The organism is Paenibacillus silvestris, from assembly GCF_009882985.1.
Classification (GTDB): domain Bacteria; phylum Bacillota; class Bacilli; order Paenibacillales; family NBRC-103111; genus Paenibacillus_E; species Paenibacillus_E silvestris.
On the sequence record NZ_WTUZ01000010.1, the window covers coordinates 983,881 to 1,000,877 of the forward strand.

Annotated in this window: 15 protein-coding genes; 5 read left to right on the forward strand and 10 right to left on the reverse strand. The window is 46.3% G+C overall.

The features are described from left to right. Positions 1–131: 131 nt before the first annotated feature. Positions 132–2,123 (reverse strand): stalk domain-containing protein, encoded by a 1,992-nt coding sequence (locus GQF01_RS08020; protein ID WP_161406251.1) that lies wholly within the window; start codon positions 2,121–2,123, stop codon positions 132–134. A gap of 149 nt (positions 2,124–2,272) precedes the next feature. Here GQF01_RS08020 and greA point away from each other — a divergent pair, with 149 nt between their 5' ends. Continuing rightward, complete coding sequence (greA, locus tag GQF01_RS08025; RefSeq protein WP_161406252.1) at positions 2,273–2,743, forward strand: transcription elongation factor GreA; 471 nt, start codon at positions 2,273–2,275, stop codon at positions 2,741–2,743. Between the two features lie 82 nt (positions 2,744–2,825). On the opposite strand, the gene murI is transcribed toward greA, so the two are convergent. The 7 genes from murI to GQF01_RS08060 all read right to left on the reverse strand — a co-directional run bounded on the left by murI (position 2,826) and on the right by GQF01_RS08060 (position 9,424). After that, a complete protein-coding gene (gene murI, locus GQF01_RS08030) occupies positions 2,826–3,602 on the reverse strand; it encodes a glutamate racemase (RefSeq protein WP_161406253.1) in 777 nt (258 codons plus the stop codon). Between the two features lie 31 nt (positions 3,603–3,633). Next, a complete protein-coding gene (locus GQF01_RS08035; protein WP_161406254.1) occupies positions 3,634–4,404 on the reverse strand; it encodes a Cof-type HAD-IIB family hydrolase in 771 nt (256 codons plus the stop codon). A 125-nt stretch (positions 4,405–4,529) separates the two neighbouring features. Next, positions 4,530–5,060, reverse strand: a complete 531-nt coding sequence (locus GQF01_RS08040; protein ID WP_161406255.1) for an ATP-dependent Clp protease proteolytic subunit — start codon at positions 5,058–5,060, stop codon at positions 4,530–4,532. Between the two features lie 141 nt (positions 5,061–5,201). Then, positions 5,202–7,214: an MASE4 domain-containing protein gene (locus GQF01_RS08045; RefSeq protein ID WP_161406256.1), complete on the reverse strand. Its 2,013-nt coding sequence runs from the start codon at positions 7,212–7,214 to the stop codon at positions 5,202–5,204. Positions 7,215–7,337: 123 nt separating this feature from the next. After that, positions 7,338–7,655: an MGMT family protein gene (locus tag GQF01_RS08050; protein ID WP_161406257.1), complete on the reverse strand. Its 318-nt coding sequence runs from the start codon at positions 7,653–7,655 to the stop codon at positions 7,338–7,340. A 1-nt stretch (position 7,656) separates the two neighbouring features. Further along, positions 7,657–8,745, reverse strand: a complete 1,089-nt coding sequence (locus GQF01_RS08055; RefSeq protein ID WP_161406258.1) for a lactonase family protein — start codon at positions 8,743–8,745, stop codon at positions 7,657–7,659. 67 nt (positions 8,746–8,812) lie between these two features. Then, on the reverse strand, positions 8,813–9,424 hold the full coding sequence (locus GQF01_RS08060) for a TetR/AcrR family transcriptional regulator (RefSeq protein WP_235959087.1): 612 nt from the start codon (positions 9,422–9,424) through the stop codon (positions 8,813–8,815). Positions 9,425–9,571: 147 nt separating this feature from the next. Here GQF01_RS08060 and GQF01_RS08065 point away from each other — a divergent pair, with 147 nt between their 5' ends. The 3 genes from GQF01_RS08065 (at position 9,572) to GQF01_RS08075 (ending at position 12,284) form a co-directional block, all read left to right on the forward strand. After that, positions 9,572–10,462 carry an ABC transporter ATP-binding protein gene (locus GQF01_RS08065; protein WP_161406260.1) on the forward strand — a complete coding sequence of 297 codons (891 nt, stop codon included), beginning with the start codon at positions 9,572–9,574 and terminating at the stop codon, positions 10,460–10,462. After that, positions 10,459–11,271: an ABC transporter permease subunit gene (locus GQF01_RS08070; protein WP_161406261.1), complete on the forward strand. Its 813-nt coding sequence runs from the start codon at positions 10,459–10,461 to the stop codon at positions 11,269–11,271. Before GQF01_RS08065 ends, GQF01_RS08070 begins: the two co-directional genes overlap by 4 nt. Before the next feature lie 365 nt (positions 11,272–11,636). Continuing rightward, positions 11,637–12,284, forward strand: coding sequence for a transcriptional regulator (locus tag GQF01_RS08075; protein ID WP_161406262.1), 648 nt, complete (start codon positions 11,637–11,639; stop codon positions 12,282–12,284). A 208-nt stretch (positions 12,285–12,492) separates the two neighbouring features. On the opposite strand, the gene pruA is transcribed toward GQF01_RS08075, so the two are convergent. Then, positions 12,493–14,061, reverse strand: coding sequence for an L-glutamate gamma-semialdehyde dehydrogenase (gene pruA / locus GQF01_RS08080; RefSeq protein ID WP_161406263.1), 1,569 nt, complete (start codon positions 14,059–14,061; stop codon positions 12,493–12,495). Positions 14,062–14,088: 27 nt separating this feature from the next. Then, positions 14,089–15,003 (reverse strand): proline dehydrogenase family protein, encoded by a 915-nt coding sequence (locus GQF01_RS08085; protein WP_161406264.1) that lies wholly within the window; start codon positions 15,001–15,003, stop codon positions 14,089–14,091. A gap of 230 nt (positions 15,004–15,233) precedes the next feature. On the opposite strand from GQF01_RS08085, the gene GQF01_RS08090 reads away from it, so the two are divergent. Further along, positions 15,234–16,970, forward strand: coding sequence for a sigma-54 interaction domain-containing protein (locus GQF01_RS08090; protein WP_161406265.1), 1,737 nt, complete (start codon positions 15,234–15,236; stop codon positions 16,968–16,970). Positions 16,971–16,997: the final 27 nt, after the last annotated feature.

Genomic DNA, 16,997 nt, shown 5'->3' on the forward strand with positions numbered 1-16,997 from the left:
ATAGGGAAAAATGCCAAGAAACAGGGTGGAACTACAGGGTGCTAATTCTGTGAAGACCTTGTGCTTCCCCTCAAGCTGCCAAAAAGAACATGCAGCCCATTCCCACTAAGGAACCGAGCTGCATGTTTAGATTACTTAGCTGCTATCTTAATGCTTTTACTCCAAATGATTCTTTCGCCAATACGTAAGACAGCATCAACTTGATGCGTTCCCACAGATAATGGACGAGACGTTGTCAAGCTAAACAGAGTAACAGCTGAACTTTGGTCTTGCTGATTCACAATTCCTTTGATCTCTGTATGATGCCCTGCTCCTCCGTCAGCTCCGTCCTCGAGAATCGTCAGTTGAAGGGGCGGCATTTTCCCTGCTTTATAATCTTCCCTGCTGATCCAGTCATCCACGAATGCCTGTAGTTCCAGTCGTCCGTTATTCACGGTTATGTGGGTGTCAGCTTCCCTTACAGTATAATTGCTCTCGAGTATACTGTAGTCCTTTTCGGCAAATCCCTGCGTTACTCCAAAAAGAGCTAACACATCTTTCAAATTCAAATACCAACCGTCTTCGTTAAGCACAACAGGCTTTTCCAGAAGAACTTTCCTGCCCTTTCCTGCCTTCCAATGTACCACAGCGCTGCTTTGGTTCGCTTGCAAGTCGAAGGCATAATCACCTTTGGTGAGTGTAACCTCATCCTTGCCTGAAGTGGTTCTAATTTCATAATGAAGCCGCTGAGCTAGCTGCTTCAAACTTAAATAAGATTGATCTTTGTCTATGTAGCCTATCCGCTCACCTGTGAAAAATTGCAAACTATCTTGTGCGGTTATTACGGTGCCAAACACATTCATGCCTGCGTTTGCAGCATGAGCGATCGTTTGGGAATCCTCATCCCACATTCCATCCTGCCCATTGTTCCAATATGGAATCCACCCCGTTCGGTTATCCACTTGTACTTTCAGCCACATAGATCCGCCGTTTGGCGGATTCCACGCCTCTGTCGCTTCCATGGTCTGATTACGCAGCAGCAATGTCGTATTGTTAAACGGCATATCCGGATAGCGATACAGCTCCTTCGGATCCTTAATCGCCATCTTCCAATGAACAGGAAGGGCAGACTCGGGATCACCGACTAACTTGTTCACCCAGCCCGTTCCTTTGGAGGAACGCACATGATACCATGGGCTGTTATGCCAGACACTATAGGGACCTCTCCCTACCCACAAGGGCTCAACAATTTTCTCAAATACAGTGACCGTCTCATTGGTAAGCACCGCATTCTCCTTCGTAAATGTTCCAAAAGCAGTGGAAAAAAGCGGCGTTTCACGCACAATCTTCAGTTGTTCATCCGTTGGAAGAATAGTCACCCCTTTGTCGCGTGTCCAGACTTTCCCTTGATCCGTTTGAACTTCGAAGGTGCGATCATAAATGGTTGAGAATTCATGCAAGATTTCAAAATCGCCCTCTATCGGCTTTGCCCATTCCATTTGCTGCTGACCAATGCCCATTGCAGCTCCAAGCTCGCTTTTTGAAGGAAGATTGCTGTAATACGCTTTGCGCTGAACGTTGTGAACCGTGCCAATTTGCTTAACTGGAATCAACGCCCATAGATCGCCTAACCAACTTGTATGTACCTTGATCCAAGCTTTGCTGTTGGGATCGTTGGTATAGAACCACTGCTTTTCAGCATCTGTCACTTCCACCTCTTGGGGAGATAAAGCCGTTACAGCGCTGTTTTTCGTATTTCGACTGCGATAAAGCGGCGTTTCTTCAAGCAGGGTGATGCGCTTAGGCGGCGCAATCTCAATTTCCCAAGGTTTCGGTCTTATCCACCGCGGTCCGAACATCGTTTCAATTTTCCATGTCGCCTCGCCAATCGACCAGGCGCTTTCCGTTTCCAGCACATGCACAGTTTGCGGGCCAAACGTTCCTTCGGGGTTCGTGTTGTACGTATCTGCCGCCGCATAATAAGGTGTGTCGGCCAGCAGCTCAATCTCGGCAGGGAATCGAAGCCCTTCAGGCGCATAAGAGCCTCCATAAATCGTATCCGCAGCAGCCTGTGACACCAAGCCAGCCAGACCAAATGCTGCTGCAACAACCGTAAATGTGAACAGTTTTAATTTCATCATCATGGGTTCACCGCTCCCGCATCCAATTCAAGTAAATTACTTCCATTATTTAGACGTTTCCTCGCTTGAAAAGTTGCTTTTTTACGATTGCTTTACTTGACCTCGCTACTTTAGTACTATAACAAGTATCGAATACATGAGGAGCTGTAAAAATGTCCAATGATGAAATCATTCTAACTCCCGAAGGATTACGCAGTTTAGAACTAGAGCTTGAAGAACTAAAAACCGTTAAACGCAAAGAATTGGCAAGCCGCATTAAGACTGCGATTAGCTACGGTGATCTGAAAGAGAACAGTGAATACCATTCGGCCAAAGAAGAACAGGGCTTCATGGAAACCAGAGTTATGACGATCGAAAGAATGTTGAAGAAAGCACGTGTTGTAACGAATCTTGATACGTCCAAAGTCCAAGTTGGATCAACAGTCGTGCTGAATGATGTAGAGTTCGCCGAGAAAATTGAGTACAAAATCGTTGGTTCCTCTGAAGCGAATGTCAATGAGAACAAAATTTCCTACGAAAGCCCGCTTGGCGTTTCACTCATGAATAAAAAAGTTGGCGATAAGATCAGTGTAAATGCGCCAATGGGTGTTATTTCCTATGAACTACTTGAGATTCGCATATAGTTTAGTTAGCACAACAAAAGGCTGCCTCTATGTAGATTTATCTACTAGAAGACAGCCCTTTTTATGTTTTCCTATGATACTTTTATACCCCAACTACCTCAAAAAGCTGCAAGGCCTTCCGCATTTTCTCCAAGTAAGCCGGATTACCATCCGAACACATCCATTTCAAATCGGAATGTCCCTTGCCAAGCAGCTGGTCTCGATCGCTAAGCAGCTGTGTCAGCCGATTCAACGTCCCAGCACTTCCGTCAACAATATGAATAGAATCCGGCAAAATCTTTTTCAAAACACTCCTAAAAAAAGGATAATGCGTGCATCCAAGGACCACCGTGCCGTACAGACTCAGATCGAATGGTGCGAACTGAGCATGAAAATAATCAATGATTTGCTGGCTATCCACATTTAGTTGTTCACAGAATTGGACTAGTTCCGGCATTGGCAGCGAATCCACCATCCCCATATCATCGATACGGGAAACAAGCTCACGATACTTGGACTCTTTAAGTGTTAACGGCGTTGCGAGCACAAGCACTCTTTTGCCCGAAGAACGGTTCATGGCAAGCGCCGGTTTGACCGCAGGTTCCATGCCGATAATCGGCATATCGTATATGCGGCGAAGTTCCGAGATAGCAATGCTCGTCGCCGTGTTACACGCAATTACAAGCGCACTAACCTCTTCTTTGCTGATAGTTTCCACCGCTTGTTTCACAAAAGTAAGAACCTCATCCTTGGATTTCGTCCCGTACGGCACATGAAGCGTATCCGCGAAATAAAGAAAATCTTCATGAGGCAACTGCTTCATGGCTTCGTGCAAGACGGAAATCCCGCCTATTCCTGAATCAAAAAAAGCTATTCTCATTTGTTTTCACCCTGATCTTGTTCTTTCGATGTTAGAGCAATCCTGCTGTTATAAGTCCATTACGAACGCCATCTTCATCCACATGTGTTGTTACATGATCAGCATAAGGAAGCAAATCCTTGTGGGAGTTGCCCATCGCGATGCCCATGCCAACAAAGGAAAGCATTTCCATATCATTCAAGCCATCACCAAATGCAACTGCTTCTTCCGGTTTAATACCTACAAGATCAAGCAGCGCTGCAATTCCTTGCGCTTTGGAACCTCCAGCCGGCAACACATCGATAGCATGCTGATGCCAGCGAATGAGCTTAAGTTCGCTTTGGAGCTCTTCGTACAAATGCTCATCCGTATCTTCGCAATGCAGGAAAATTTGATAAACATCGTTCGTTTTCCAGAAATCCGGGTCATAACCTGGCAAATCAACCTTCAACGACGAAACGGATCCGGTTACGAATGGATGATCTTCCGTGTCCGTAAAAAACTGGTGCTCCCCCTCAAATACAAGGGAGTGTTTATACTTCGCGGCAAGTTTTACCAAAGCCTCGATGCTGCTTTTGGCAAGGATGCGTCTGTACAGTGGCTCCCCCCGATATACAGCATATCCGCCGTTCAAGCAAACATAGGAATCGATCCCGAGCTGCTCGGCCAAGGGCTTAATGAAGTAAGGAGCTCGTCCGGTAGCAATCACCGGTTCAATGCCTTGCTGCTTTAATTGATGAATAGCTGTTACCGTGGAAGCAGGAACCTGCTTTTCCTCATTGACAAGTGTACCGTCGATATCAAAAAACACAATTTTATACACAGTTGGGTCTCCTTTGCTCTTGGCGGCAGCTGTCGCTGCCAGCCTTCTCTCTTTCTCTCATTAAACACCAAAAAGAGATAAAAAACAAAGAAAAAGAGAATCCCCTAGGCTTCTCTTCCCGACTGCTATACAATTTCATCAATCACACCGTGAGATAAGGCCTCCTCAGGACTCATATACCAATTACGCTGGTGCTCCTGCACACGAAGGATCTCATCCTGGGTTAACTTCGTTTTGGATAGCAGATAGTCATCATAAATGTTTTGCAGCCTCTGCGTTTCATCCACTCGGTTTTTCAAATATTCCAGATGACCATCAATGTGGGTAGAAACTGCATGATACATAAAGGTGCTAAGCCTACCTGCATATCTTTTGTGACCACTTACAGCGATCAGCAAGCTCATACTGGCAGCTAGTCCATACACGTAGGTGTGTACAGGCGTCTTACTGTTTTCGATCACATTAATGAGACCTAGACCATCATAGACGCTCCCCCCGTTGCTATTAATGATGACGTCGATTGGAACGCGTTTAAAATCCTTTTCTTTCTTATCTTTGTCATCATCAAATTGGTTTATTTTCATGATTTGCTCGACAATGGTTTTCACAGAGCTTTTATTAATGCCATCGAATAGATATAAGGTTCTTTCATTCATCGAAATGCCTCCTGTCCTATGGCCTAGTGATACAGATAGTCTATTCCTCTTGTAAAGACTTTGTAACTCTTTTGCTTGCTTTTGCGAATTTTTGGGCGAAAATGAAAAGAACCTGGCACTAGGCCAGATTCTTCTCGAAGTTTAAATCGTAGGTAACCCTTCTTTATATTCATCAAATTGAACAGTAAAGATCGAGCCCTCACCCAGCTCTGACTCCACCAGCACTTTACCGTGATGAGCTTCAACAATTTCTTTGACAATGGAGAGTCCAAGTCCCGTTCCCCCGATTTTCCTGCGATCCGAATTATCTACGCGATAGAATCTCGCAAATAATTTATCCAACGCATCAGCGGGAATGCCTAGTCCATAATCTTGGATTTTAATGAAAACACAGCCATTCTCACGTTCCACAAACACATCTATCTTCGATTTATCAGGCGAATACTTAATGCTGTTGGAGATCAGATTATGAAAAACTTGTTTCAGACGTTCTTCATCTCCATGAATAAAAGGGGATTCGTCAAGGATGTGCAGCTCAATCTCATGATTGTCTTTCCCTTGCCATTGATCCACGATTTCACCTAACAAATGAGCTGCGTTCAGCGTTTGAAAATGGAAAGCATGCCGGCCTGAATCCAATCGCTGCAAGTCCAAAAAATCGTTGATTAAATTGGAAAGCCGCATAGATTCCTTATGAATCGTCTCCACATACTTGGCTCGTTTGTCCTCAGTGACGTTACGGGTCGCCAAAATTTCAATAAACCCCATGATGGAAGACAACGGAGTTCGGATTTCATGGGAAATGATCGAGACAAACTCATTTTTCATCTCATCGATCCGCTCTTCCTCCGTCCGGTCCCTGAAACCGAATAAATGCCCCCTAAGCGTGTCTGCACCCTCGTCAATAATCGGATTCACATAACATTCATAGTGCTTCATTTCACCTGAGAGCGATATCCTGGATATCCTTTTCTGAAAAGGCGGTATACTTTGGTTAAAATAGGCTTCAATGACGTCTTTAAAAGCAGCATCAGAAGCTCGCATCCCTTGGCAATACGTTGACAGGCAGTCCCCTTTGTTAATCGGATTTTCAAAAAAGCGCTCCACACGACGATTTGCAAAAACAACTCGCCCTACGGTATCGCACATGACAATAGCTTCATGGCTGGATTCCAGCATTTGCTCGATAATCGTGTTCTGCTCAGAGATCGTTCTTTCCGCTTGCTGACTTTCCCCTAGAAGCACCTTGTAGCTATACTCGCTATCTTTGACTTTTCTAAAAAGATCAGCCATGTTCAGATACATTTTCGTAAATTCATAAATCATTCCGGCCAGCACCACATTTGAGCAAACAAAGGAGTTCCACTTGGCCACATACCAGCCCAGACTGAAACGTCCACCGCCACAAAGGACAATAGTCACATCCAGCATCATCGCAAGAATGGCAACGCACAGCCAAGTAGATGTGACCGTGCTAGCTTTCGTCCGAAAGTAGAAAATCAGTAATGTGATGAACGTAAGTACAACGATCGGTATTCCAACAAGCTTAACAAAAGCAGGCAACAACTGTCCTTGTGACAAAACGGTTGGCAACTGCTCGACGTAACGCGTTGTAAACAGAGTGCATACGGCCATCAATATGATCGTACCAATAAATGTACACCAGCCGGCTAGCTTAGCCTTGCGAGCGCTGAACCGCACATTTCGATATTTGGCTTCCAGCCACAAATAGAGCAGGATTGTCAGCGGAAAGCCCATGTGCCAAAGCGCATACACCCAGACGGATGTTTGGGGGCCTGAGTTGAACAACCCATTGTCAGCAAATACACGCGGGAACGCGAGGATGTAAACTAAGCTCATCCCAGCTGAGAACAAATAACCCGCGAACAGAGCAAGCACGGCTGGCAGGCGGGAGATTTTGAACTGACTATAGATCACATAAGCCGTAATGAGTTCAAAGCAAACAACCGTAGAGAATATAGCCGGTTGGAACGCTGCCATTTCTCCCAGCTGAAGGCGGACAAAAGGCACGGAAAACAAAGAGATAAGAGTGACTAGAGCCCCAATGATATAAGCAAACCGCCGCTGTGCGCGATTAGACGGCATCGTTAATAAATTGTATACCGCCGAAGGCAGCGCTTGATGTTGACTCATTCTAAACCCCCGATAATGCTTAGCTTTGTGCTTTACACTTCGACAAGATTCTACAGTTTCCTTCTGACACAAGAAAGCCTCACTTCTTATTGTTGCAAGAAATGAGGCTGCTTATGTTACCGTTTACGTATTTTCTTCCCTATGAGCCTGATAGCGCTCAAGCGAGATCAAGCGATCATCCATGAGCTCAACGCCTTCTGCTTGAAGTAAAAAGCTTTGCAGCTCAGATCCTTCATCATCAGGAATCGCGATTTCACCTTTCGCATTAACAACTCGATGCCAAGGCAGCTTATACTTCTTGCTCATCGCATGCAAGATTCGCACCACTTGGCGGGCTCCTCTAGGACTTCCCGCAAGCCGCGAAATCTGCCCGTAGGTCATCACTTTGCCTTCAGGGATGGATCGAATAATTTCAATAACACGCTCCGTGTAAGGTGTCATGTTAGTCTACAATTGCAAATTTGATGCAGACTGGCTTAGACACTGTCAGCACGCTTCCAGTTGGAAACAGCTTCCCAGTTGCCGCATCTCTAACGAACGATACCACGTTATCGGAGTCCTTGTTTGCGACTAATAGATATGATCCATCTGGTGAAATGGCAAAATTACGCGGATGTTTTCCAAGCGTAGGTGCATATTCAACAGGTGTCAATTTACCTGTTTCCGCATCAATGGCATACACGACGATGCTGTCATGCCCGCGATTCGAGCCGTAAAGATATTTGCCGTCAGGTGATACGTGGATATCCGCGCAAGCATTTTCACCATCAAACGCCTCTGGAAGGGTAGAAATCGTTTGAATTTCAGTAAGTTCGCCCTGCTCCTCCTTGTAGCTAAATGCAGTTACAGTGGAACCTAACTCATTAATGACATAACCATATTGATAGGACGGGTGAAAAGCAAAATGCCGCGGGCCTGATCCAGGAGCGACAGACACTTCACCATGAGGATGAAGCTTTTTCGCTGCAAGGTCGAGCTTGTACAGCTTTATTTTATCCAATCCTAAATCACAAACGCCGACATAGGTATTCGTACGATCCAAGAAAACGGAATGAGCGCGCGGTCTATCCTGCACATCCAAAAGGCTGGAACCTTCGTGCTGCTGAATATCGGCATTCTCACCGATGCGACCATCTGCCAAAACAGGCGATAAGCCCACCATGCCCCCGTGATAGCTCGAAACCATGATCACTTGATTCGAATGATCAAGCTGGATATGGCAAGTGGTTGCTGGAAGCGTGATCTCATTGTTCAAAAAGGCTAATTTCCCCGAAGCCGTGTCAATATCATAAGAGCTTGCTGCTCCGCAGCGCTGTCCATTGGCGTCAGTGCCTTCAGATATGGCATAGAGTCTCCAATTTTCCTTATCGACGGAAAGAAACGTTGGATTTTGCAAACCATCCACTTCGTGAAGGATCTCCAGACTTCCATTGCTTTCTCCAAATTGACAGGTGTACACACTTGGATTACTTGAATCCGCATAGGAACCAATAAATGCTAACGTTTTGTGGGCTTTAGACAAAATAACCATCTCCTATCTCTCAATTTTCTACGAGCATTATCTCAAATCCAGCTCTCAGGAGCAATATGCCAAGGATTTAGGAACCATCTGAGTGCTGAGCAACTGCCCCAATGCCGTAGAAAAACAAATGAGCCATCTCTTCGATTAGCACTTCCATATCTCCTTGCTGCTGGGCATATTCAAGCATGGTGTCCGCTTGGTTAGTCAGCATTTGCATATACATAACGATCGTCGATGTGGAAAGTTTGTCGGTGATCTCACCGCTTTTCTTGCCATCATCAATTAGCTTGATCACAAGTGGAATGCCTTTCGCCATATATTCTTCTCTAACGAAGCGCGCCAATTCAGGATCGCCCTGCCAAATCTCCCTCATCATCTGCAGACTGAAGGTTTTGGACGATTGCTTTTTCTGAAAAATGATATATTCAATCTTCTCCTTCAACGTGTGGCTGCCGGCCAGAAAGTCTGCAAACTCCTTGATCGTGTTGCGGATATAATCCATAATGGCTTCTCTTACCAACGCTTCTTTACTGCCATAATAATTATAAATCGTAACCTGCGAAACACCGGCCTCCTCGGCAATATCGGCAATTCGCAGTTTTTTGGAATCCGTCGTTTGGAGCAACTGCAGTGTGGCCTGCATGATGCTTTGTTTTTTTTGCTGAGCTCTTTTTTCAAAACCGTTCATTACATCACCTATTTGTTGGAATAATGAAATTATAGCACAATAATATTTCAAAAGTTATTGACGAAGGAATCATGGAGGAGTAACATGAGTTTTGAAATAAACTGTCGGTTATATTTCATAACTTTACGTTTTCGGAGGTGGCCGCGCATGTTGACCGTAGAGCAGTTGAGCAAAACTTTTCCTAACGGGAAAGGCATTTTCAATGTCTCTTTTTCAGTAAAAAAAGGCGAGGTTTTCGGATTTCTCGGTCCAAATGGCGCTGGGAAATCAACGACGATCAGGCATATCATGGGATTCATGAAGCCGGATAAAGGGTCGGTGACGGTTAGCGGGCTGAACACGTGGACACAGCAAGGAATTGTTCAAAAGTATCTTGGATATTTGCCAGGCGAAATTGCTTTTATAGAAGGTATGACTGGGAAGTCATTTTTGGATTTTATGGCTGAAATGCAGGGCATGAAGCAGTTCGCTCGGCAAGATGAGCTAATCGACCGCTTTCAGTTTGACGTCAAAACGCCCATTCGCAAAATGTCAAAAGGCATGAAGCAAAAAGTCGGCATCGTTGCCGCGTTCATGCATCAGCCGGAGGTTATCATTTTGGATGAACCGACTTCAGGGCTTGATCCCCTCATGCAAAAGGTGTTCATCAACCTCGTATTGGAAGAGAAAGCGCGAGGCACCACATTCCTGATGTCATCGCATAGCTTTCCCGAAATTGAGCGGACATGCGACCGGGCAGCGATCATTAAGGACGGTGTAATCCTTACCGTCAAAGACATACATGAGCTGCAATCCATGCAGCGGAAACTGTTCGAAGTGACCTTCGAACGAGCGGCAGATGCGGAAGTATTTATTCGAACCTCCGGCTTGGTGATCGAATTTATCGATGGCAACCGGGTTCGGGTTCCCGTGCAGGGTGAGTACGCTCAGTTCTTGGCGGAAACGTCGAAGTACGCGATTCGCAACCTTGATGTGTTCACGCAAAGCCTCGAAGACGTGTTCATGAACTACTACGACCGGAAGGGGGCCTTGCAATGAATACCGCGCTCTATAAACATATGATGAAGATTCATTTCAAAGGCATGTTCAACTATGCGTTCGGATCTGCTTTCTACATCTTGCTTATGTTTTGGTTGTTTCCAAGCTTCGCAGGGAATAACGAAGCACTGAATGATTTGATAAAATCCCTTCCAGCCAGCATCACCAATGCCTTCAACTTGGGAAGCGGCTTCGGGACGGTAGAGGGGTTCATTTCCGGTGAATATTATGGCTTGCTGCTCGTTCTTATCGTAGCCATCTTCTGCATTCTGTTCTCCACTGGGCTGATGGCGAAGCTCGTTGACCAAGGTGCGATGGCTTATTTGCTCGCAGCGCCGACGACTCGCGGCAAAGTTGCTTTGACACAGGCCGCTGTGCTTGTGACAGGGCTTGTCACGATTATGGCAGTCACGACATTGTGCGGCTTTGCGGGATATGCGCTGTTTATCGGAGATCTCAGCGCCTTCCACGGCGCGGCTTATCTCCGAATGAACGTGGCAGCGTTCTTGCTGTTTTTCGCGGTCGGCGGCATCGCCTTTCTCGTCTCATCGCTTGCAAATGATGAGAAGAAGGCGCTTGGCATCTCCGCGGTGCTGACGTTTGGGTTTTTCTCTTTAGATTTTATCGGGAAGCTAAGCGAGAAAATCGATTGGCTGCGCAGCCTGAGCTATTTCTCGCTCTATGATCCGAGCGGGATCATTGTTGGCGAGGCGCACATTGGGCTTGCTTGGTCGATCTTGGCCGCCATTGGCGTTGTGGCTTTTGCGGCGGGCATTGTACTGTTTCGCCGGCGGGATTTGCCTTTGTAGGCGGGCGTTGGGGGAACTACGGTTCTCTATTTCGGCGAATAGTGGTGTTTAGGCGGCTGCGAGGAACTGGAGGGTCTTATTTCTTCGTAATTGGCTGCGTTTTAGCCAAATGTGAGGAAATAACGGACCCTAGTTCCCCAGGACGAGGAAAAGGCGGCTTTTCGTAGAAATAGCGGCCTACAGTTCCATGGAAAAATCTGGAATGATAGCCGGGGCTTTGCTATACTACAATTAACTATACAAGCTGGTCGTGAAGCACACGCCGCTTTCATCTAAGTTCGCAGGAGTCCTCTCCTTGACGAACAGGTGAAAGCGGCGTTTTGCGTTTTATCCAGCAAATTCTAATAGAGAAAGTGGGATTATGAATGAGATTTGAAAAAGCCTTTGAAGATTTCATGGCTTCACAGATTGCTGAGGAAACCAATGGACGCAGACGAGAGCGTTTGGAGCAAGGATTAGGTCATGCGGAAATCGAATTTTTGCGGGGTGTATGGTTTCCAATTACCGGACACTTTAACAATCTATATGCGGAATGGGAAGTGCGCGACTTAGCTAATGGGTATCGTTACTTGGACTTTGCTTATATGCCTGGCAATGCCAGAGGAGCAATCGAAATCCAAGGTTACGGCTCACATGCACGGGATATTGAACTTTGGCGCTTCAAAGATCTTTGCCAGCGGCATTGCCATCTTGCACTAGACGGCTGGCTGGTTATGCCTATCGCCTACCCGTCAATTATGGAATCGCCAAAGCTGTGCCAACAGCTTATGCTCTCTTTGGTGGGCAAATTCATCTCCTCTGCCCATACTCCAGAGCACCTCACATGGGTCGAAAGCGAAGCGATTCGATTCGCAAGACGAATGATGCGCCCCCTCTCCCCTTCCGACTTGGCCTCCCATCTTCAAGTGAGCACCAAATATGCCAGAAAGATTTTGCATGGCTTGTGCGACAAGCAGCTATTTGTTGTCTCAAGCGGGCAAACGCGCGCACGTATGTATCGGTTGAATGTTTAGTGGGCGGAGGCGGCCTCACAGCAGAGCTAAGTTGGCAACCCAGCCAACTTAGCGGAACTACGCTATTTCTGCGAATAGCAGCATTTGACGGCCGGAGAGGACTCCGGACGCCCATCAAGAGGGAGCAGAATGCAAGTGCTTGGAGGAGGGTAACGACTCCTAAAAAACAACAAAAAGACGGACACATTCGTCCGTCTTTCAATCTTTATTACACCTTGCGAGATGTCAACTTCGCTTGCGTGAAGAGCAGCAGGTAATCATATCCGCCTGCTTTGGAGTCCGTGCCCGACATGTTAAAGCCGCCGAAAGGATGAACACCAACCAAAGCGCCCGTGCATTTGCGGTTAATGTACAAATTTCCGCAGTGTACAGTGTCAAGAGCTTCAGAAATGCGCTCTTCGTTGGTGGAGAAGTACGAACCCGTCAAACCAAACTCCGTATCGTTATACATCGCGATAGCTTCTCTCCAGTCCTTCGCTTTAGCGATGGCCAGAACAGGCCCGAAGATTTCTTCCTGCATAATGCGAGCTTTACCACTCACATCGCCGAATACGGTAGGCTGAATGTAATAACCGTTGCCTTCCGCTTTGCCGCCACCAGCCAGAAGTGTTCCTTCGCTTTTGCCAACTTCGATGTAATCCAGAATCCGTTCGTAAGACGTTTTATCGATAACTGGACCTGCCGCGAAGTTTAGCTCGGGCAAACCGCTTTGAATCTGGTTCGTCAGGGCAACCACTTTTCCAACCACTTCGTCATACACGGATTCTACAATGATCGCTCTGGAACCAGCAGAGCACTTCTGCCCTTGGAAGCCGAAAGCCGATGCCACGATTGCTGCTGCAGCCGCGTTAAGATCAGCCGTTTCGTCCACGACGATACCGTCTTTTCCGCCCATTTCGGCGACAACACGCTTAATCCAAATCTGACCTGGAACAGTGTCAGCAGCCAGCTTGTTGATGCGTAATCCTACCTCTTTGGAACCTGTGAAGGAGATAAAACGCGTTTTCGGATGAGTCGTTAAGTAGTCGCCAACCTCAGCACCGCTGCCCGGAATGAAGTTGATGACGCCTGCAGGCAGACCCACCTCTTCCATAAGTGCAACGAATTTGTGTGCAATTACAGGTGTCGTGGAAGCTGGTTTGAGCAGAACCGTATTACCGGAAACAACCGCCGCCATCGTCATCCCAACACAGATCGCAAGCGGGAAATTCCAAGGAGGAATAACAACGCCAACACCAAGTGGGATATACGTAAGCTTGTTGTTTTCACCCGGAATTTTCACCAATGGTTGAGTCTCATTCGTTTCACTCAGGCGAATCATTTCGCGCGCATAGAACTCGATGAAATCGATCGCTTCTGCTGTATCGACATCGGCTTCCACGTAGTTTTTGCCGGATTCAAGCAGCATCAGTGCTGAGAACTCATGCTTGCGAGCGCGCATCAGTGCCGCAGCTTTAAACAAGTATTCGGCACGTTCTCTTGCCGGAACCTTTTTCCAAGACTCGAAAGTTTCGAGCGCAGCGTTCATCGCCTTCTCAGCAAGAGGTTGATCTGCTTTGCTTACGTAACCGATAATTTCATCCACGTTACCTGGGTTAATGGACGTAATTTTCGCTTCAGTTGTTACCTTCTCCGACCCGATGTAGAGCGGATATTCGCGGCCCATTTCCTCTTTTACTTTCGAAATAGCGGCCTGCATGGCCTTTTTATTTTCCTCAAGGTTAAAATCTGTAAACGGCTCGTTCGCGTATGGGCTCACCTTTGTAAATGTTGTCATCGTATTTCTCCTCTCCGAATGGGAAGTTTATTTAAACATATTTTTAAGAACAAACCAGACATTGGCTGGACGTTCTGCTAGCCTTCTCATGAAATAACCGAACCAATCCACACCATATGGAACGTAGATGCGCACCCGGTATCCTTCTTTCACTAATTGCTTCTGCAATTCTTCACAAATCCCGTACAGCATCTGGAACTCAAACTGACTCCCTGAGATCCCATTTGTTTTAGCAAAATCTTTTGTAAAAGAAATAATGGCTTCATCGTGGCTAGCAACCGCTGTATAATGGCCGTTTAGCAAATGTTTTTGAATCATTTTTTTGTAATTCTCATCAACATCACTTTTCTCTGGAAAAGCAACCTGCGGGGATTCCTTATAAGCCCCTTTCACAAGACGCAAGTTCGCGCCAAGCTCGTGCAAATCATCCATATCCTTCATCGTACGGAACAAATAAGCTTGAATAACGATGCCTACATTGTCGTAGTCTTTGCGAAGCTCACGATAGATGTCCAATGAAACTTGGCAGTGCGCGTAATCTTCCATATCAATCCGGACAAAATTGCCGTGCATGCGAGCGCGGTCAAGAATCCGTCTCATACTGCTTACACACAAATCTCTGCTTATGTCCAGACCAAGTGAGGTCATTTTTAGAGATAGATTAGAGGTGACACCCGACTCTGCAATCGCATCTAACGTCTGGATGCACATATCCGCTGACTCCAAAGCTTCTGCTTCGCTGAAAACAAACTCCCCTAAATGGTCCAGTGTGGCAACACGGCCATCCTGATTGAGTCCGCGCACAGCATTAATGGATTGCTGAATGGTTTCACCGGCAACGAAACGTGCAGCGCCAAAGCGTAAACCATATCGTTTCGCTAAGCGATTCGCGGTGCGGCTTTTCCCTAAAGATTGAAACATGTTTCTCATCATGAGTTCCATCTGTGTTATTCCTCCAATGGAATTTGTACAATAGTGTTTAATTTATGTTTTTATTGTACACTATAAATTATATTTTGAACACTATTTGTTTATGTGTATATTTTTCATAATTTTGAACACATTATCAACTATACTCCTATCATACTCGCCGCTCATGCAGAACGTGTTGAATAGCCAAGAGCTTCGTGGTAAATTTATAGCAAATCAATGCTCGATAAATGAGGTCGACTATGTTCAAAAATGAACACTTTCTGTTAAACACCAAGATAGCAACTCTTTCAATAGATACAACACTCGAAGAAGTTTCCTCCTATTTAAAAGAAGGCATCGGTGTTATTGCCTATTCGGAAAGCGGCACCTGTTTAATTACACCGGAAGATGCCGCGCTTCTGCCTGCTTTGTCCCCTAAGAACATTGCGGCTTTAATGGCGACCAGCTCCTTTTTTCTTGCTGAAACTAAGCAATGGGACGACAACGAAAACCTGCTGAGCAGCAGCCAGGAGCTCGCGCGGTTAGCGTCGAATCGGCCCCTTCTAATTAAGGATAAAGAGGGAAACATTCGGGGATACTCCTCCTTATCGGACCTGGCCCATGCTGCGAACCTAGAACAACAAAAGTGGGCATCTTATTTCACTTCCCTTGCAGATACCGTTACGGATGCTGTCACTGTCGTTGATCGAGACGGCGCTGTGATCTGCTGGAATACGGTTGCCGAGGAGCTGTATCAGCTTCCGAGCGAGGATATTTTAGGGAAGAGAATTGGTGAGCATTTTGACGTGGAGACCCTGATGGTGCTCAAAATTTTGGACGAAGGCCGTATGATTCGAAATACGTATCACCGACCGCGCCCAGACACCCATGTGCTTATTAACGCCTCGCCCATACGGGATGCCCAAGGACTTATCATTGGCGGCATTGCGACTGAACAGGATATTACACAGTTGGTGAGATTAAATGAACAGTTAACAGCTGCGGACTCCTTCGGACTTCCTAATCGAGAGCAAACCGAAGACTTATTTACTTTAATTAAAGGCAAAGGGCCTGCAATCGGCAAAGTCATTGGGTGGGCCAAAAAAGTAGCCGCAACAGAAACACCCGTCCTCCTAATTGGAGAATCGGGTGTCGGTAAAGAGCAGCTGGCTCATATTATTCACCAGTCTAGCTCGCGGTCGGAGCATCCTTTCTTGACACTTAATTGCGGCATTGTCCCCGCGGGGCTGCTTGAGGCTGAATTATTCGGCTATCAAGGCGGCGCTTTCACAGGGAGTGAAACAGGGGAAGCCGGGAAGCTCGAACAAGCCAAAGACGGCACGTTATTCATTAATGAAGTCGAAAAGCTTCCACTAGAACTGCAAGCCAAGCTCTACCACTCTATCACGCAACAAACCATTGTCCGCTCGGGAGGAAGCCAACCCATCCGGGTTCGCACACGGATTATCATTGCAACTACGCAGGATCTGGCAGCTAAATTGGTAACTCACGAATTCCGCGCTGATCTGTACTATGCGCTCAATGTTATATCCATCCGCATTCCGCCTTTGCGCGATAGAACGGAAGACATTCCTGCTATGGTGCATATGTATCTGAAGCAATTTTCTTTACACTATCAGAAGCCAGTTCCCGTGCTTTCGCCAGAAGTCATTTTGGCGCTCACGAACTACGCTTGGCCTGGAAATATACAAGAATTAAAAAATGTCATCGAGCGCTGTGTCATTTTAAGTGATGAGGATAATATCCAGCTGGAGCATCTGCCTGCAGCTCTACAAGAGGGGCAGCCTAGTCTCTCCTCTTTTGAAGGTGATTCAGCAGCTATATTATTGAAAAATAAGGTTTCGGACGAGGAAGAAATCACGTTAATCGAGGAAGCGCTGGCCAAGACGGCAGGAAATAAAAGCGCAGCCGCCAAGCTGCTCGGCATTTCCCGAGGCACCCTTTATAACAAAATGAAAGAATATGAAATGGAGTAAAAACAAAAACAAAGCTAAAAGCAAAAG